The organism is Streptomyces sp. NPDC054956 (assembly GCF_053609185.1).
This window is the reverse complement of record NZ_JBSGXB010000004.1, coordinates 13,529-28,822: the sequence shown is the minus strand read 5'-3', so window position 1 is coordinate 28,822 and position 15,294 is coordinate 13,529. Positions and strand designations below refer to the sequence as shown.

The 15,294-nt window shown below is 70.9% G+C and carries 22 protein-coding genes, 1 tRNA gene and 1 riboswitch; of the genes, 6 read left to right on the top strand and 17 right to left on the bottom strand.

The features are described from left to right. Window positions 1-90: 90 nt before the first annotated feature. The 13 genes from ACWGDE_RS01485 to ACWGDE_RS01425 all read right to left on the bottom strand — a co-directional run bounded on the left by ACWGDE_RS01485 (window position 91) and on the right by ACWGDE_RS01425 (window position 3,970). A complete protein-coding gene (locus tag ACWGDE_RS01485) occupies window positions 91-477 on the bottom strand; it encodes a hypothetical protein (RefSeq protein ID WP_453386911.1) in 387 nt (128 codons plus the stop codon). Next, window positions 474-749, bottom strand: a complete 276-nt coding sequence (locus ACWGDE_RS01480) for a hypothetical protein (protein WP_453386910.1) — start codon at window positions 747-749, stop codon at window positions 474-476. The genes ACWGDE_RS01485 and ACWGDE_RS01480 overlap by 4 nt, the downstream gene beginning before the upstream one ends. Beyond that, window positions 739-924: a hypothetical protein gene (locus ACWGDE_RS01475; RefSeq protein WP_453386909.1), complete on the bottom strand. Its 186-nt coding sequence runs from the start codon at window positions 922-924 to the stop codon at window positions 739-741. The genes ACWGDE_RS01480 and ACWGDE_RS01475 overlap by 11 nt, the downstream gene beginning before the upstream one ends. Then, window positions 917-1,171, bottom strand: a complete 255-nt coding sequence (locus tag ACWGDE_RS01470) for a hypothetical protein (protein WP_453386908.1) — start codon at window positions 1,169-1,171, stop codon at window positions 917-919. Before ACWGDE_RS01470 ends, ACWGDE_RS01475 begins: the two co-directional genes overlap by 8 nt. Continuing rightward, the gene (locus tag ACWGDE_RS01465; protein WP_453386907.1) at window positions 1,168-1,362 is read right to left on the bottom strand and encodes a hypothetical protein; all 195 of its coding nucleotides are present in this window, start codon (window positions 1,360-1,362) and stop codon (window positions 1,168-1,170) included. The genes ACWGDE_RS01470 and ACWGDE_RS01465 overlap by 4 nt, the downstream gene beginning before the upstream one ends. Beyond that, window positions 1,359-1,526, bottom strand: a complete 168-nt coding sequence (locus ACWGDE_RS01460) for a hypothetical protein (protein WP_453386906.1) — start codon at window positions 1,524-1,526, stop codon at window positions 1,359-1,361. Before ACWGDE_RS01460 ends, ACWGDE_RS01465 begins: the two co-directional genes overlap by 4 nt. Further along, window positions 1,523-2,284, bottom strand: a complete 762-nt coding sequence (locus tag ACWGDE_RS01455) for a hypothetical protein (RefSeq protein WP_453386905.1) — start codon at window positions 2,282-2,284, stop codon at window positions 1,523-1,525. The genes ACWGDE_RS01460 and ACWGDE_RS01455 overlap by 4 nt, the downstream gene beginning before the upstream one ends. Continuing rightward, window positions 2,281-2,580, bottom strand: a complete 300-nt coding sequence (locus ACWGDE_RS01450; RefSeq protein WP_453386904.1) for a hypothetical protein — start codon at window positions 2,578-2,580, stop codon at window positions 2,281-2,283. The genes ACWGDE_RS01455 and ACWGDE_RS01450 overlap by 4 nt, the downstream gene beginning before the upstream one ends. Continuing rightward, entirely contained in the window at window positions 2,573-2,893 is a 321-nt protein-coding gene (locus ACWGDE_RS01445; protein WP_453386903.1) for a hypothetical protein, read from the bottom strand. Before ACWGDE_RS01445 ends, ACWGDE_RS01450 begins: the two co-directional genes overlap by 8 nt. After that, window positions 2,890-3,105: a hypothetical protein gene (locus ACWGDE_RS01440; protein WP_453386902.1), complete on the bottom strand. Its 216-nt coding sequence runs from the start codon at window positions 3,103-3,105 to the stop codon at window positions 2,890-2,892. Before ACWGDE_RS01440 ends, ACWGDE_RS01445 begins: the two co-directional genes overlap by 4 nt. After that, window positions 3,102-3,398: a hypothetical protein gene (locus tag ACWGDE_RS01435; protein ID WP_453386901.1), complete on the bottom strand. Its 297-nt coding sequence runs from the start codon at window positions 3,396-3,398 to the stop codon at window positions 3,102-3,104. Before ACWGDE_RS01435 ends, ACWGDE_RS01440 begins: the two co-directional genes overlap by 4 nt. Window positions 3,399-3,500: 102 nt before the next feature. After that, window positions 3,501-3,764 (bottom strand): hypothetical protein, encoded by a 264-nt coding sequence (locus ACWGDE_RS01430; protein ID WP_453386900.1) that lies wholly within the window; start codon window positions 3,762-3,764, stop codon window positions 3,501-3,503. Further along, window positions 3,761-3,970: a helix-turn-helix domain-containing protein gene (locus tag ACWGDE_RS01425; protein WP_453386899.1), complete on the bottom strand. Its 210-nt coding sequence runs from the start codon at window positions 3,968-3,970 to the stop codon at window positions 3,761-3,763. Before ACWGDE_RS01425 ends, ACWGDE_RS01430 begins: the two co-directional genes overlap by 4 nt. 212 nt (window positions 3,971-4,182) lie before the next feature. On the opposite strand from ACWGDE_RS01425, the gene ACWGDE_RS01420 reads away from it, so the two are divergent. The 3 genes from ACWGDE_RS01420 (at window position 4,183) to ACWGDE_RS01410 (ending at window position 6,465) form a co-directional block, all read left to right on the top strand. Next, window positions 4,183-4,701 carry a helix-turn-helix transcriptional regulator gene (locus ACWGDE_RS01420; protein ID WP_453386898.1) on the top strand — a complete coding sequence of 173 codons (519 nt, stop codon included), beginning with the start codon at window positions 4,183-4,185 and terminating at the stop codon, window positions 4,699-4,701. A 372-nt stretch (window positions 4,702-5,073) separates the two neighbouring features. Beyond that, window positions 5,074-6,381 carry a hypothetical protein gene (locus tag ACWGDE_RS01415; RefSeq protein WP_453386897.1) on the top strand — a complete coding sequence of 436 codons (1,308 nt, stop codon included), beginning with the start codon at window positions 5,074-5,076 and terminating at the stop codon, window positions 6,379-6,381. 2 nt (window positions 6,382-6,383) lie between these two features. Then, a tRNA-Trp gene (locus ACWGDE_RS01410) sits at window positions 6,384-6,465 on the top strand. Window positions 6,466-6,544: 79 nt separating this feature from the next. Here ACWGDE_RS01410 and ACWGDE_RS01405 read toward each other — a convergent pair. Then, window positions 6,545-6,979 carry a hypothetical protein gene (locus ACWGDE_RS01405; protein WP_453386896.1) on the bottom strand — a complete coding sequence of 145 codons (435 nt, stop codon included), beginning with the start codon at window positions 6,977-6,979 and terminating at the stop codon, window positions 6,545-6,547. A gap of 431 nt (window positions 6,980-7,410) precedes the next feature. Then, window positions 7,411-7,485: riboswitch (cobalamin riboswitch) on the top strand. Window positions 7,486-7,541: 56 nt separating this feature from the next. Here ACWGDE_RS01405 and ACWGDE_RS01400 point away from each other — a divergent pair. From ACWGDE_RS01400 to ACWGDE_RS01390, 3 genes are read left to right on the top strand one after another with little or no spacing between them, the layout of a single operon-like run. Further along, window positions 7,542-8,534, top strand: coding sequence for an ABC transporter substrate-binding protein (locus ACWGDE_RS01400; RefSeq protein ID WP_453386895.1), 993 nt, complete (start codon window positions 7,542-7,544; stop codon window positions 8,532-8,534). Window positions 8,535-8,554: 20 nt separating this feature from the next. Beyond that, window positions 8,555-9,571: a FecCD family ABC transporter permease gene (locus ACWGDE_RS01395; RefSeq protein WP_453386894.1), complete on the top strand. Its 1,017-nt coding sequence runs from the start codon at window positions 8,555-8,557 to the stop codon at window positions 9,569-9,571. Then, window positions 9,568-10,377: an ABC transporter ATP-binding protein gene (locus ACWGDE_RS01390; RefSeq protein ID WP_453386893.1), complete on the top strand. Its 810-nt coding sequence runs from the start codon at window positions 9,568-9,570 to the stop codon at window positions 10,375-10,377. Before ACWGDE_RS01395 ends, ACWGDE_RS01390 begins: the two co-directional genes overlap by 4 nt. 1,392 nt (window positions 10,378-11,769) lie before the next feature. On the opposite strand, the gene ACWGDE_RS01385 is transcribed toward ACWGDE_RS01390, so the two are convergent. The 3 genes from ACWGDE_RS01385 to ACWGDE_RS01375 all read right to left on the bottom strand — a co-directional run bounded on the left by ACWGDE_RS01385 (window position 11,770) and on the right by ACWGDE_RS01375 (window position 15,221). Continuing rightward, the gene (locus tag ACWGDE_RS01385) at window positions 11,770-13,032 is read right to left on the bottom strand and encodes an LRV domain-containing protein (protein ID WP_453386892.1); all 1,263 of its coding nucleotides are present in this window, start codon (window positions 13,030-13,032) and stop codon (window positions 11,770-11,772) included. A 32-nt stretch (window positions 13,033-13,064) separates the two neighbouring features. Further along, window positions 13,065-13,454 carry a VOC family protein gene (locus tag ACWGDE_RS01380; protein WP_453386891.1) on the bottom strand — a complete coding sequence of 130 codons (390 nt, stop codon included), beginning with the start codon at window positions 13,452-13,454 and terminating at the stop codon, window positions 13,065-13,067. A gap of 135 nt (window positions 13,455-13,589) precedes the next feature. Beyond that, a complete protein-coding gene (locus ACWGDE_RS01375; RefSeq protein ID WP_453386890.1) occupies window positions 13,590-15,221 on the bottom strand; it encodes a N,N-dimethylformamidase beta subunit family domain-containing protein in 1,632 nt (543 codons plus the stop codon). Window positions 15,222-15,294: the final 73 nt, after the last annotated feature.

Sequence of the window (15,294 nt, the reverse complement as noted above, 5' to 3'; positions counted from 1 at the left end):
GTGGCGGGCCGCGGGCGGGCGGTGGCGCCCGTCCGTGGCGGTGGTTGGTGCGTCCGCCGTCGGCCTGTGGGCATCCGGCGGCGGACGGGATCAGAAGCCCGGTACGTGGCTCGGGCTGGTGTGGCCGGCGAGCGGCGAGAGGTGAAGTGGCAGGACCGGGATCGGCTGCGTCTCCGCGACCGCCCGGTGCGCGGCGAGGGAGCTGACCGCAGTCGCGGTGGCGCGGAACGCCCGCAGCTCGTACAGCTCGGCGGTTTGGGCTTGCAGCTGGCGCGTGGCCTCGGCCGCGGTCTCCTCGATGTCGGAGAGGCGGTTGGCCTTCGCGTTCGCCGCATCCCACCCGGCGGTGGCCACGGCCAGCCGGCGGGACAGGTCGCAGATCAGGATCAGCAGCGGCAGCAGCTGGGAGCGGAGCCGCAGAACCTCGTCGACCGCGCGGTGGCGGCCGTGAGGGCGGGCTATGTCGAGGAGACTCACGCGGGCACTCCCGCCTGGTCGTCGCTGAGGTCGACCTCGTCGGCGAGGAGTCCGGCGATCTGCGCGTCACGTTCGGCGAGCTGGGCCCGCAGGTCGGCGGCCTCGTTGTGGTCGGCGGCGATCCGGGAGGCCAGCTCGGGCGTCTCGGCGTCGGCCACGTAGTCGACGTGGTTGCCCTCGCCTGTGGTGATGATGCAGGGGCAGAACTCGGCGTGTTCGTCGGAGCACTCCTCGACGTGCCACACGGCGTCGAGGCGGGGATCAGCGTCCATCGGAGGCACCCCCCTCGGCGACGTCCAGGTCGATTCCCATGCCGACCTCGCCAGCCTCGGGGTGCGCGCTGTCGAACATCACGAGGGGCCTGCCAGTGAAGAGCGCCTCCATGAAGGCCGCCCCGAAGGCTTCGCCGTCCCCGTCGTTCATGTCGATACGAATTGACTCAGGCATGGTGCCCTCCGGTCTGGATTCGGTGCCCGAGGGCGAGGAGCAGGAGCGAGGTGAACGCCATCGCGACGGCACCGGCAGGGGTGGCGACCAGCCCGAGGGCGGCCATCAGCAGGTCACGGTCGGCGTCATCCCGGGCGTTGCGGGCCACGTAGGCGGCGGCGTCGCACTGTTCCGCGAGACGGACGGTCTCCTCCTGCGGGGGCATCGCCAGGAGTACGACCTGCTGGTTCAGCGGATCGGCGGTCACGACCGGCCCCCGATCCGGGCGTCCCACGAGTCGAGGGACTCGGTGAAGCCGAGCTCGAGCGACTCATCGAAGTCGGCGTCCACGGGGCGCGCCGTCAGGCCCAGGGCCCGCAGGAGCGTCGTCGCCTGGATCACCGGCGGGCCGGCGGACAGGAGCTCCGAGAGGATCGTCTCGGTACGGATCGCGGTCATGCTGCACGCTCCAGATCTGCAGAGTCGACAATCGCCTGCAGCAGGCGCTGCATCGAGCAGTACGAGCGAACGACGGCCAGTTCATCCGTGACCTGGGTGCCCTCGTCAGCGGCGAGGACTTCGCGGGCCTGATCGAGCAGCCAGTCGGAAACTTTCGCGCTCACGCCGCCACCAACTTCGCGGCGTCGTACTGGGCGATGCCCCAGCGGATCGCGTGGCAGGCCCAGAGGAACCGCCACGAGTAGTCCCGGAGCCGCCAGTCGTGCGTGTCGTAGAACTGGTAGCCCTCGTCGTGCTTGATCGCCACAGGCTCTTTGTCGTTGTGACCAGCGCCTGGACCCTGGAGGTGGCGGTCCCGCCAGGAGGTGGCCTCGAAGTAGTACTCGAACTTGGCCGCCTGCCCGCAGACGCATGCGGCCTTGTAGTGCTCGCCGTGCCGGAAGTCATGGAGTGCGCGCTGGGCTTCGCTCTCAAAGTCGACGACGTTGTACTCGCTCATGACGCCGTAGAAGTGCTCGTCTACCGCTTCGCGGAGCGCAGCCGCCTCGTCCTTGGGGAGGCCCTCCGACCACTGCTTGACCGTGTCTTCGACCTCGGCGCGGAACAGTGCGTCGCTGTAGTCCTCGACCTGATCGCGACCGGCGATGATCTTCTCCTGCCAGTAGCCGGGGTTGATCTCGCCGGGGCGTCCCGTCCTCCGGAACAGCTCGAACAGGTCTTCCGTCGGGTACACCGAGAAGAGGTAGCTGATGCCGTCGCCGCGGATCACGAAGTTGTTCGCCCAGGTGATTAGGTCGAAGCCGTAGCTCTGCGGCGCCGAGAACCGCAGGTGCCGGTACAGGCCGTCCTCGTGCAGGACCGTCATCGTGTGGTTCCTGGTCTCCCGGGCGAACCGGGCGGCGATCTCGGGGTACTCGCTCACTTGGTTCCTCCGATGAGTCCGGCGTCGCACATGTCGTGGAGCTGGAAGGCCATCTCGCCGGCCGCCCTCGCCGCCGACGTGTCCGAGTGCAGGCCCTCAGCGATCAGCGCAATCAGCGGCATCCGCAGCAGCGGGAAGTCCGGGGACTGCATCGCCGGGCCAGCGTCGGCGCGGAACGGCTGGCCGTCCCAGTGCCACAGGTGGTGCGTGGAATCGATGAAGTCGCGGCGCAGGCACCACACGCTGTGGTCCGGGGCCTGGAACGACTCGACCTTGGCCGGGAGGGTGTCAGCCACGGGACTCACCAGCCTCGGGGATGGTCGGCCAGCCGTCCTCCATGGGTGACCCGGCAGCCAGCCACTCGACGTACCGGGCGAGGATCTCCACCTCGGCGTCGTCGCCATCCCACTGATCCGGGTTGGTCATCGTCGCCTCGATCCGCTCGACAAGTTGGCGGTAGGAGACGGCACTGAGCATGAGGGCGGACGGGTTCACCACGTCGCCGAGCAACTCACGCTCGATCGCGGCGCGGTAGGCGTCAGCCGCCGCTTCGAAGCGGTCCCGGCTGTCGCTGAGGAAGCAGTCACGGAGTTCGTCGCGGGCGCTCATCGGGCACCCCCGTCGATGTAGCTGTCGAGGTCGAGGGCGGCGATCGTGTGGCCCTTCGACATCAGGTGATCGGCCGCGGCCTGGAGTTCCTCGGCGCGGGCAACGGCGACGATGCGGCGGGCCAGCAGGCCAGCAGTCACCGGGGTGAGGCCCGCAGCGGCGAGGATCTCAACGGCGAGGTCGAGGGCGGTGGGGTTGGTCGTGTCGCTCATGACAGCACCGCCGTCGACTGGCGCAGCGCCACACCGGACAGAACCTTGTTGGCTGCCGCGTACTCGGCGAGGAGCGTCTCGCGGTCGCCCTGGTCCTCGACCGAGGCCAGCGGGCGGAGCCGCTTCAGCTCCTGCTCGACGTCCGTCATACGGGCCGCAGCCTCGATCTGGCGGGCCGGGCGCTTCGACGCCGACAGCAACGCGACCTTGAACGGGGAGGGAACCGGAGCCGCGGGCTTCGGACGCTGGGAGGGGATCAGGTCAGCGACCCGATCGGGCATGATGTGGGACATCGGGATCTCGCTCTCTCCGCATCACCGTGCGGGTGAGGGATGGGACTTCCGTAGGCCCTGCTGCCGGAGGTCAGAGACCGGCGGTGGGGCCGATTGCCGTTGTCAGGCGGCGGAGGCGATAGCCCGCGTCTCGCGGACGGGGCGCACGTCGTACATGGCGGAGATCTCGCGGATGTGCGCCAGCTTGAGCGTGATCTTCGCGGCGCCGCGGTTGTGCGGCCACTCATGGGTCTGGCACTTCTTGCGGATGACGCTGGCCTTGAACGGCAGCAGCGCGAGCTCCTCGATCTTTTCCGGCGTGTAGTGCCGCAGTTCGGCCTCAGTCGGGGCGACCGGGGGAGACTCCTTCGTCGTCCTGCTGTTCACTGCTTCTCCTCGTGGGTTATGGCTTCCGGAGCCACATCGAGGGCGCCGGCGACTTTGCGGACCGGCTCTCCCCCTGCCTGGTGGATGAGGCCCCTCTCTAGGCGCGAGAGGTAGCCCCGGTTCAACCCGGTCATGTCCTGGAGGGCGCGCAGGCTCAGTTTTCGAGCCTTGCGGATGGCCTTGATTGCCTGTCCGTTCGGTCTCACGCTTAGAATTCAAGCGCACTCTGCCGGACTCTGCAACCACTCTGCCCGACTTTCGAGCTTGAATCTCAAGCTTGGCATGGAGTGTCAGGGGGCGTGTTGGCATATGCGGGGCGCAGAATGCAACCCGAAGAGCGTGAATCGGCCACCAACCCGCAGGTCAAGGCTCGGAAAGCAGGCTTCTTGGTTGCATGCTTCTGAGGCATGATGTGGTCATGGACTTCGATTGGGACCACCTGGGGCGGGCACTCCAGGCCGCTCGCCTAGCTGAAGGCATCAGCCAGGAAGACCTGGCAGACGAGCTTGGCGTGGGGCGATCGACCATCCAGATGATCGAAGCGGGGCACGCCTACAAGCGGCCCACGCCCACGATTCGGGCGTTCGCGCGCCGCGTCCGGTGGACCGACGACTCGCTAGACCGAGTCCTGGCCGGCGGGCAGCCTCGCACGGTCAGCCCGGCCGAACCGGCGTTGGCGCCCGAATCGGGTCCCGCGGACAGTCGACTGCCCCTCGTCATCGTGGACGAGCTGGAAGAGGACGGACCGCTCGTCGCCACGACGGTGATCCCGCTCGGCGACGATGCGCGCATGGTCATCATCGTCAAGGGCAACGCGGACGCCACCCCCGAAGAGATGCGGCGGAGCGTGGAGGCCTGGCGCAAGGCGAAGCGTCATCTGCAGGCGCTCGACCAGGATGGGCGCGACGACTCGCCGCCCATCGCGAACCGGGCGTAGCAGAAGCGCTCTTCAGTTACTCCAAGCTCTCCACATGTGACCCAAATGTGTGGTTGCATGAACGAACGCTGGCGATGGCCCCACCATTTGGTCGAGTGAGGTGCCGATGTGTGTTCAAATCGCCATGGTCGACGACCTACCGAACGACGGGCTCGTTCTTGCTGAGCGACTGCCCTCCGGGTATGTGGTCTATGTCGACCAGTCTCTCTTCAGCCTCTCCGGGTCGCTCACTGAGACTGGGGTTCAGATCGTTGCGATGGCCCTTGCGAGCCTCCGCGATCAGATGCAGGCCCTGGCAGGTGACGAGTTCGACTGGCAGCCGTTGCGGTCAGTCGCGGGATAGGCAGCCGGCATCTACAGCGGGGGTGCACCTTGGCACACGCCGAGAAGGTCTACAAAGTTCGCGGCGGCAAGCAGACGAAGCAGTTCACTTGGCGCGTCAAGTACAAGAAGCCAGACGGCACCTGGGGGAGTGAGTCGGGGTTCCCAACCAAGGTGACCGCCGAAGCGTGGGGCGAGGAGCAAGAGGCGGCCATCCGGGCTGGCCGCTGGATCGACCCAGCTAAGGCGCGGAAGCCTTTTGGGGTCTGGGCGCGCGAGTGGATGAAGGCGAAGGCGACACGGCGTGGCAACACGATCGACGGCTGGTGGCTGCTCCTTGATCACGTGATTCTTCCGAAGTGGGAACACACCCCGCTCCTGCAGCTCAACTGGTTCGACGTCGAGGCGTGGGCCACCGGCCTGGAGATTGCGGAATCTCGTGTCGATCACGCACTGACCCTGATGTCATCCATCCTTACGGGCGCCGTCGACTCCAAGCACCTTGCAGTGAACCCCCTCTTCGGGCGGCGTCGAGGTAAGTCATCGACCCCGCAGCGCAGGCGCAAGACTGACCAAGAAGACATGTGGGCGCCGCCTGAGACGGTCATCCAGCTGGCTCAGCGCCTTGGGCCTGCGAAGGGAATGTTCGTCCTTACCACGGCCTTCACTGGCCTCCGATTCTCTGAAGGCCTTGGCCTGCATCGAGATGATGTGCTGCGTACCAGAAGTCAGTCCTTCAAGGGCGGCGTCTTCTCCTGCCCCGTCATCCATGTCCACCAGGAGTACGTCGAGTACACCAAGCGGGCGGAGGATGGGACGAAGCTGGGTACCGTGAAGGCGCTGGAGCCGCCGAAGAACGACACCTCGGTGCGGAGTATCGACGTTCCGCCCTTCCTTGCGAGGCTTCTCCGCTATCACCTCGACGACTGGCCCCACGAGTTGGTCTTCTGCCAGCCGAACGGGAGGCCGTGGTGGACGGGGAACTGGTCCCGCCAGATGAGGCCTGCCGCCGACGGCCGGCCCGAACGGGAGAAGCGTCAAGGCGTCTCGTACCGTGCGGCTTGGGAGCCGATCTCACCCGGGCTGGACATGAGGGCCTTGCGGCACACGCACGACACGTATCAGGATGAGATTGGCGTTCGTCCTGCTCTCGCCTTCGAGCAGGCTGGACATCGGCGGCCTGGCATCAAGGCTGTCTACCAGCATCCGACACCGGCGATGCGTCGGGAGCGCCTGGAAGGCCTCGAGGAGATCTACTGGGGCGCGATGCGTAACCTGGGTCTCCGCACCCTCTGGGGTCGCGTGGATCTCCTAAGGATCGCCCAAACGATCACTGAAAAGGATGCGGAAGCGGCTTAGCAGCAGGTCAAGTTACGTGCCGAGGTCGTATGGCGCTGGTCTCCAAAACCAGATGTCGCAGGTTCGAATCCTGCCGCCCCTGCAAGATGAGTCAGCAGGCGAGAGCCTGTTTTCAGCCCCCTGGCCGCGATCGGCCGGGGGGCTTCTCGCGTCCGTGGTCCCGTCAGTACGTGGGGCAGATGTTGGCTTGGACGGTGGCGAGGATGAGTGCGCTCTTCGTCGGGCCGAAGCCGTCGGGGTGGGTGGGGCCGATGAACCGCTTGTTCACGGACTCGACGCGCTTGGTGGGGTCCTTCTCGTCCTTCATCGAGGCGCACTGGTCGCGGCCGCGGCTGACGGCCTTGTCCTCCTTGCCGTTGACGATCTCGGGGTCGATGCCGTTGAGGGTGGCCAGGTAGATCGTGCGCTTGTCGGGGCTCGGCTCGGGCGGAAGGCCCGAGGGCTCGGCCGCGGCGCTGGAGCCGGTGGGCGCGGGGGCCGTGGGGGCCGCGGGCGTGGGCTTGGCGTCGGGCTTGGGCTCGCTCTTCAGGCTGGTGCATCCGGTGAGGGCGATGGCGGCGGCCGCGAGTACGGCGGCGGCGGTGTGGTGTCGGCGCATCGCGCCATGCTGCCGGGGCGCGGGCGGCCGTGGGTGGTCTGTGACAACCCTGTGACGTGCGAAGGCCCCGCGGCCACGCACCGGACGGGCAGGGCCGGCCAGACCGCCTACCCGTCGCCGGACGCACGTCCGCCCCGCCGGGCGCTGTCCCCCGAGGGGGTCCGGTGGGGCGGAATCGTGCACTGCAGCCCTGCAGCATCCCCGCGGGTAGTAACCGCTGGTTGATGCGTTCATTGTGGCGCCCGGCACTGACAACGGGCCGGCGGCTCCGGCCCCGAGCGGGCGGCGAAGTGCGTGCGGCGAGGTGCGTGCGGCGAGGTGCGTGCGGGCGGCTGGGCCGCGGCAGGCGCGGAACGCCGGCAGGATGGCCCTGCCCTGGGCCCATTTCACCCATATGGCAGACTTGGCCGGGTTATTCAGGCGGTGCAGGACAGGAAACCGGTGCGAATCCGGTGCGGTCCCGCCACTGTGACCGGAGCCCCCGCGGGTCCGGGAGTCAGACACTGACGCACCGCCTCTTCGATTCGACCAGGGGACGCGGATCCCCCGGAGAGGCCTCGCCGTGCCGTCGTACCCCCGCGCCCTGTCGCGCGCGCTCCTGCCCCTCCCGTTCCTGATGGCCCTTGCCGCGTGCGGGGGTTCACCGGGGGCGGAGAGCGCCCCGGGCGCGGCGGGGGCCGCGCCCGGGTACCCGTACACCGTGACCAACTGCGGTGTCAGCAGCACCTATCAGGCGCCGCCGCGGCGGGCGGTCACCATGAACCAGCACGCCACCGAGCTCCTCCTCGCCCTCGGGCTGGGGGAGAAGATGGCCGGGACCGCCTATCTCGACGACGCCGTACTGCCCGCCTACCGGCCGGAGTACGACAGGATCAAGGTCCTGGCGAAGGAGTACCCCTCCAAGGAGGTCCTGCTCGGCGCCAACCCCGACTTCGTGTACGGGGGTTACTCCAGCGCCTTCGACAAGGCGCAGGGCCGCGACCGCGAGGGGCTCGCGAAATCCGGCATCAACTCCCGGCTCAGCGTGGAGTACTGCACCGACGGGCCCGTCGGTCTGAACCAGCTGAAGACCGAGATCACCGAGGTGGCACGGACCTTCGGCGTGCCCGAGCGCGGCGAGAAGCTGATCGCGGACGAACAGCGCCGCATCGACGCCGTCACCGCACGGGTGAAGGACAAGGCCAAGCCGACCGTCTTCGTCTACGACTCGGGCGATGCCTCCGCCTTCACCTCGGGGGGCAACGGCATCGGCAACGAGATCGTCTCCCTGGCGGGCGGGACGAACGTGTTCGCCGACCTCGACGACACCTTCGGCGACGTGTCGTGGGAGAAGGTCATCGAGCGGGCACCCGAGGTCGTCCTCATCTACGACTACGGCGGCACCACCGTCGAAGCCAAGAAGCAGCGCCTGTTGAACGACCCGGCACTGGCCCAGGTTCCCGCGGTCAGGAACAAGCGGTTCGTGGTGCTCCCGCTGTCCTCGGCCGTGCTCGGCGTGCGGGTCGCCGACGCCGTCGAGTCGCTGGGCTCCCAGCTCCACCCCGACGCCCCGTGAGGGCGGCGCGCCGTACGCCGGTGACGCTCGCCGTACTCGCCGCCGCGCTCGCCGTGTCGGCCGTGGCCGGGCTCGCCCTGGGCCCGGTACGGATTCCCCCGGGCCAGGTGCTCGACATCGTGTTCGCCGGGCCCCGACCGGGTGCCGGCGGCGGGGCCTTCAACGCCATCGTGTGGGACGTGCGGATGCCGCGCGTACTGCTCGGGGTCGTCGTCGGCGCCGGGCTCGCCGTCGCGGGCACCGTCCTGCAGGCCCTCGTGCGCAACCCGCTCGCCGACCCGTTCCTGCTCGGCGCCTCCTCCGGGGCCTCGGCCGGCGCGGTCCTGGTGATCGTCTTCGGAGCCGGGTTCCTCGGTTTCGCGGGCGGGGCCGCCGTACCGCTCGCCGCGTTCGCCGGGTCGATGGGCGCGCTCGTCACCGTCTACGCGATGGCCCGGCGGGGCGGCGCCATGACCACCGGCCGGCTGATCCTCGCCGGAGTCGCCGTCCAGTACGTCCTGTCCGCCCTGACCAGTCTGGTCCTCGTCCTGGCCGCGCACCCCGACCAGATCCGCAGCGTGCTGTTCTGGACCCTCGGCGGCCTCGGCGGGGCCCGCTGGGGCGAGTTGGCGCTTCCCGCCGCCGCCCTGCTGGCCGGCACCGGCCTGCTCGTCGCCCTCGCCCGGCCGCTCGACCTGCTGCTCGCGGGGGAGGAGGGCGCGCGGACGCTCGGCCTGGACACCGGGCGGTTCCGGGCCGCCGTCTTCGTCCTGACCTCGCTCGTCATCGGCGTGCTGGTGGCCTGCAGCGGGGCGATCGGTTTCGTCGGGCTGATGGTTCCGCACGCGGCCCGCATGGCCGTCGGCGCCGGGCACCGGGCGCTGCTGCCCGTGGCCGCGCTCGCCGGGGCGGTCTTCCTGACCCTGGCCGACCTGGCGGCCCGTACGGTCGCCGCGCCGGAGGAGATCCCGGTGGGCGTGGTCACCGCGCTCGTCGGCGGGCCGTTCTTCCTGTGGATGCTGCGCCGCTCCACCCGTACCGAAGGGGTCGTGGGATGAGCGGCGAACCGGCGGGACCGGCTCCCGCGCCGGCGGAACTCGCCGTCGAGGCCGTCCGTTACGAGATCGACGGGCAGCCGCTGCTGCACGGAATCGACCTCACCGCCCGACCCGGCGAGACGGTCGGAGTGGTCGGGCCCAACGGCAGTGGCAAGACGACGCTGCTGCGCTGCGTCTACGGCACCCTGCGCCCGAGCGGCGGGCGCGTACTGCTGGACGGCGTGGACGCGGCCTCGCTGGGCGTCAGGGACCGCGCCCGGCGCGTGGCCGTCGTGCCCCAGGACGCGGCCGGCGCCTTCGGGCTGACCGTGCGCGAGGTGGTGGCCATGGGCCGCAGCCCGCACAAGCGGTTCTGGGAGCAGGACGGCCCGGACGACGTACGCCGCGTCGACGAGGCCCTGCGGACCGTCGGCGCCGATGCCCTCGCGGGGCGCCGTTTCGACGGGCTCTCGGGCGGCGAGCGCCAGCGTGCCCTGGTGGCCCGCGCCCTCGTCCAGGAACCGGGCCTGCTCGCCCTCGACGAGCCGACCAACCACCTGGACATCCGCTACCAGCTGGAGGTCCTCGGCCTGGTCCGCGCCCTGCCCGCCACCGCCCTGCTGGTGCTGCACGACCTCAACCTGGCGGCGATGTACTGCGACCGCCTCTACGTCCTGGCGGACGGCCGCGTGGCCGCCTCGGGAACCCCGGCGGAGGTGCTGACGGAGGCGCTGCTGGCCGAGGTCTACGGGGTCCGCACCCGTGTGGGCACCCACCCGACGACGGGCACGCCGAACATCGTCTACCTTCCAGGGGATGGGGAGTGAACGAGGTACGGGCGAGGACGTCTGGGACAGGCTGGAGTTCGGGGAGGCCGCAGGGCTGAGGCTGCGCCACTTCCGGCGGGACGGCCTGAGCATGAACCGCGCCGCGCCCGACGCGATCCTGGTGGGGCTGATCGGCAGGTGCGACGCGTTGCCGTACCGGCCGGACCTGCCCCAGGCGGTGCTGGAGGCGGTGATCGAGCACCCGGACGGGAAGCTCCGCGGCCATTTCGCCGAGCACCGGGGCGTCACCCTCGGCTTCTCCCGGACCGGAACCCGCACCTGCGTCGAGCTGACGGCGGACCAGTGGTCCCGGCTCGTGCTCGTGGAGCCGAACCCCCACCGCAGATCCTCGCTGGCGTACCTGGCGGGCCGGGCCCGGGCGCGGCTGACGGCCGAGGCGTACGGGGCGCTGGCGTGCGCCGGCTCCGACGCGGTCAGGGCGGAGGCCGCGACCCTTCCCGGCCTCCCGGACCGGCTGCTCGGGGCCCTCGCCGCCGATGCGGCGCCGACCGTGCGCGCGGCGGTCTGCGCGGCGGCCTGGGCGAAGCTCGACGAAGAGGTCCGGGACCGGCTGGCGGCGGACCCCGCCGGGGCGGTACGGACGGCGGTCGGGCTCGCCCGGCACGAGGAGGTCCCGCTCACGGCCGGGTTCTTCGACGGCCTGGCGGTGAAGTACGAGGTCGTGGAGACCCGGCGGCTGGAACGGGACCTCGCGGTCCGCCTCTCCCGGGACGGGGACCCCTCGGTACGCCGGGGCCTCGCGCAGAACCCGTACCTGGAGCCGGACCTGGTCGCCGTACTCGCCGCCGACCCGGACACGGGCGTACGCCGCGAGGTGTCGGTGCGGCCCGAGCTGACGGAGGGGCGGCGGGCGGACCTCCTGGCGGGCCTGGAACCGGACGGGCTGCGGTACCCCGTCCCCTGGGTGGTGGCCCTGCACGCGGACCCCGAAGCGATGCGACGGCTCGCCGCCTCCGTCCATCCCGCGCTGCGGAGCAGCGTGGCGAAGGCCCGGCGGCTGCCGGCCGATGTGGTCGAGCGCCTGGCCCGGGACGAGGACGAGGTCGTGCGGCTGCTCCTCGCCGAGAACTGCGACGACGCCCCGGCGGACATGCTGCTCGAGGTCTGGAACTGGTGGACCGGGAGCTTCTCCAAGCCCAACCGTCCCTACGGCCATCCGAACTTCCGCGGAGTCCGCCCTGCGGCTGCTCGACGACCCGGACGCGTACGTCCGCCGCCTTGCCGCCGAGCACCCGCGGCTGCCCGCATCCGCGCTGGTCCGGCTGCTCGGCGACGAGGAGACGGCGGCCGCGGCGGCCCGGAACCCGGCCCTCCCGGAGCCGGTGATGTGGCGCATGCTCGACTGAGCCGTGCCTCAGGCGGGGCCGTCCCTCAGCCAGGGACGGCCGCCTCCGCCAGGACGGCCTCCATCAGCCGGACCGGCAGGGCCGGGTGCGCGCCGGCGGCCTCCGCCACCCACAGGTCGTCCAGGAGTTCCGGCAGCCGGCCGGGCGACAGCCGGGGATGGGCCGCGGCCGCCTCGCGCACGGAGGCGTCCGGGTCCCGGCTCAGCCGGTCCACCACCGCCGGATCGAGGTCCGGCCAGAGCAGGGCCAGGCACCGTTCGTCGCGATCCTCGCTGTCGGCGAGCGGGGCGAACCGATCCAGGGGGAAGCCCGGCCTGCCGAGGAGGTCGTGCCGGGTGATCACCCGGGCCTCCCGCCAGACCTCCCACAGCAGCGCGGGCGGCACCGCCGGATGGTTCTCGCAGAGCAGCAGCCGCACCGCGTGGTCCGGGTCCAGGGCCAGCCGCGCGACCAGCTCGCCCGGAAGCCGGGGGTTGTACGCGGCGCTGCGCCGCAGCCCGAGCTGCGCGGACTCCACGGCCCGCCGCATCAGTTCGGGGTCGTCGGTGTCCGTCGCCCAGGGAGCCGGGGATACGTACGCGTCGGGGTGCACCTCGGCGTCGATCGCGGCCCGCCGGGCCTCCGAGAGCTCCTGCCGCATGGCCACGGCCAGCCGTACCGGCCGGCTGGGGTCCCCGGCCAGTTCCGTCACGAGCTCGGCCGGCAGGGTCGGATTCGCCGCCAGGCTCCGGCGGAGCTCCGGGGAGCCCCGGCGTACGAGATCCCGCGCGAGCTCCCGCTCCAGCGGGGCCGTTTCGGCCGCGCGCAGAACCTGCCATTCGTCTTCGTCGTGGGCCCACAGCCGCAGCGCCCGGGTCCCGCCCGCCGCGATCAGCGCGGCCGTCCGGACCTCGGGATCGGGGTCGTCCAGCAGGACGTCCAATACGGCGGCGGGCAGCCCACCCGCGTGTTCCAGGAGGGCCAGCCGGACCCCGGCGACCGGGTCGGCGGCCAGCCGGGCGAAGGCGGACTCCGGCAGTGGGTCCACCGGTGTCCGGAACGCCCGCGAGGGCCGTGCGACCAGCTTCCGCACCTCCGGATCGGGATCGTCCACGAGCCGGCCCCGCTGGGATGCCGGGGCGTGCGGATTCTTCGCGAGGTGCCGGCGTACGTCCGGGTCGGGGTGCGCGATCACCGCGTCGTACACGGCGTGCGGCAGCGGGGGCGCGCGGTCGACCAGGATTTCCCAGTGGCCGGAGCCGAGCAGCCGCAGGAGCAGCGCGGCGGGCGCGTTGGGATTGCGCGCCACTCCGCGGGCTCCTGCGACCGCTCGCACCGGAACTACTCCTTGAAGCCGCCGTACGGGACGGTGATCAGTTCCATTCCGTGCCCGGAGGGATCCTGGAAGTACACGCCGCGTCCGCCGTCGTTGTTGTTGATCTCGCCGGGGCGCTGCCCGTGCGGGTCGGCGAAGTAGGTGAGCCTGGCCCGCTTGATCTTCTCGAAGGCCTCGTCGAACTCGGCCTCGGAGACGAGGAACGCGTAGTGCTGCGCGGTGATGGACTCGGCCGGGATGCTCGCGAAGTCCAGGGTGACGCCGTTGGCGGTCTCGACGGGGATGAACGGGCCCCACGGGGCCCCGACTTCCAGGCCGAGGATGTAGGCCAGGAATTCGGCCGACTCCCGGTGGTCACGGGAGTGGATGATGGTGTGGTTGAGCTGAACAGTCATGGGTGAATGCCTCCGAAAGGCACGTCTCGGCACCTCCATGTCTCACCCAGCCGGTGACCGACACGCGATGCCGCGACATGATCCTAAACACCCCTTACGGGTGGAGTCCAGTGCATTCGAGTGGACCGGTGGGCTTCACGACCCCGAACCCCCGTACACCGCCTTGACGTTGTCCTGCGCGGGATGCGTCCGTCCCGCCGGTCCGGCCGCGAAGGCGCGGAGCAGGTTCTCCGTCACTCGCGTGGTCAGGGCGCCCGAGCGCGCGTCCAGGCCGTGGTTGGCGCCGCTGCGGCCGTCGCCCGTCGCGTCGAGGGCCTCCACCCAGCGCATCGTCCCGGTCGCGAAGACGGCGGCGCCGCTCGGCACCGTGTAGTACGCCGTGTCCTGGTGGCTGGGACGGCCGTCGCAGACCACGGGGGAGTGGGCCAGGATCTCGATCGGGCGCGGGGTCGTGAAACCGGTGTTGACCTTGTCGTACTCCACGCCGACCAGGTGCGCGAAGCTGTCGCCCGCCTTCGCGCCGGTCCCCTCGAACAGCCAGTGGCCCGGGTTGGTCACGACGTACGGGGCGTCCACCGGGTAGCCGTCGTAGATCACGCCCAGCAGGGAGCTCTCCGGGTCGGCGGCCGGCGGGGAACGGAAGTCGACGGTGGCCGGGTGGCCGCGTTTGAAGCCGGGGTCCTGGTCGTAGGAGGACTTGTAGCAGACCACCGTGCGGTCCGGCCCGAGGTCGGAGGCCTCCAGCCGGATCCGGCGGTAGCAGCAGTTCGCGCCGAGGATCGCGATGTTGGTACCGGCGTCCCGGGCGGCCGTGAAGTGCGCGCGCTGCTCGGGCGACCAGTACTCGTCGTGTCCGAGGGAGAGGACCGCCGCAGCGCCCTCCAGCAGCCGTTTCTCGCGCGCCACGTCGGTGGTCGTGGTGTACGCCAGCGGGATGCCGAGCCGTTCGGCGAGCGCGAGCAGCGGCGCCTCGTACACGAGGAACAGCCCCGCGCCGTCGTCGTACTCGTACGGGCGGTCGAAGGTCACGGCGAGCGAGCGCGTGGCGTACCCGCCGCTGGGGCCGTCGTAGCTGCCGTAGCCGCCCCACCGGTTGTACGCCTGCCAGGTCGCCACCGCGTTGACGACGACGGTACGGCCGGTCGTGGCGGCGGAGCGCACGGTGAGGGGCACGAACCGCTGGCCCTCGCCGCCCTGGGCGTCGAGCCGCAGCAGGTAGCAGCCCTCGGGCCAGTCCTTGGTGTCGACGGTGGTGCTACGGGTCCACCGGGTGCGGACCATCCGGGTCGCGGAGTCCACCGTGTGGTCGGGCTGCCGTACCCCGGGCAGGGCCTCGGAACGCCAGACCAGGCGGGCCCGGGCTCCGCCGTACCAGCCCATCCGGTAGGCGGAGACGGTGAACCGGGGCGCGGTGGTGGAGACGTGCAGGCCGAAGGACTCGCCGGGCAGGACGCTGACCTTGTCGGCGAAGCCCTCGACGGCCCGCGCCGGCCCGGCCTTGGTCACCTGCCAGTCGGCGTTGCCCGGCCGGGCGTTCTCGGTTTTGACGTCGAAGCCGTGCGGGCCGTCCTTGTCCGGCGAACCGGACGGCTTCGGGCTCTCGCCGGGCCCCGCCCCGTCCGTCCCGCCCGCTCCGTCGGTGGGGCCGGTGCCGCAGCCGGCCACGGCGCCCAGCCCGGCCGCGGTGGCCGCCGCCCCCGTCGCCAGGGCGAGGAACCGCCGCCTGCCCGCGCCTTCGCCGTCCCCGGGTATGTGCTCCTGATCCATAGAGGGCACGTTATGTCACCCCGTGGCCTGCCCTTTTGTCGCCCCGCGGACGTGGACACGATCGCGAATGGAT

Excerpts from the sequence above, each read along its gene's own strand:
- ACWGDE_RS01480 (WP_453386910.1), bottom strand. The coding sequence starts at position 749 with ATGGACGCTGATCCCCGCCTCGACGCCGTGTGGCACGTCGAGGAGTGC.
- ACWGDE_RS01475 (WP_453386909.1), bottom strand. The coding sequence starts at position 924 with ATGCCTGAGTCAATTCGTATCGACATGAACGACGGGGACGGCGAAGCC.
- ACWGDE_RS01465 (WP_453386907.1), bottom strand. The coding sequence starts at position 1,362 with ATGACCGCGATCCGTACCGAGACGATCCTCTCGGAGCTCCTGTCCGCC.
- ACWGDE_RS01445 (WP_453386903.1), bottom strand. The coding sequence starts at position 2,893 with ATGAGCGCCCGCGACGAACTCCGTGACTGCTTCCTCAGCGACAGCCGG.
- ACWGDE_RS01440 (WP_453386902.1), bottom strand. The coding sequence starts at position 3,105 with ATGAGCGACACGACCAACCCCACCGCCCTCGACCTCGCCGTTGAGATC.
- ACWGDE_RS01435 (WP_453386901.1), bottom strand. The coding sequence starts at position 3,398 with ATGTCCCACATCATGCCCGATCGGGTCGCTGACCTGATCCCCTCCCAG.
- ACWGDE_RS01420 (WP_453386898.1), top strand. The coding sequence starts at position 4,183 with ATGGACTTCGATTGGGACCACCTGGGGCGGGCACTCCAGGCCGCTCGC.
- ACWGDE_RS01405 (WP_453386896.1), bottom strand. The coding sequence starts at position 6,979 with ATGCGCCGACACCACACCGCCGCCGCCGTACTCGCGGCCGCCGCCATC.
- ACWGDE_RS01390 (WP_453386893.1), top strand. The coding sequence starts at position 9,568 with ATGAGCGGCGAACCGGCGGGACCGGCTCCCGCGCCGGCGGAACTCGCC.
- ACWGDE_RS01380 (WP_453386891.1), bottom strand. The coding sequence starts at position 13,454 with ATGACTGTTCAGCTCAACCACACCATCATCCACTCCCGTGACCACCGG.
- ACWGDE_RS01375 (WP_453386890.1), bottom strand. The coding sequence starts at position 15,221 with ATGGATCAGGAGCACATACCCGGGGACGGCGAAGGCGCGGGCAGGCGG.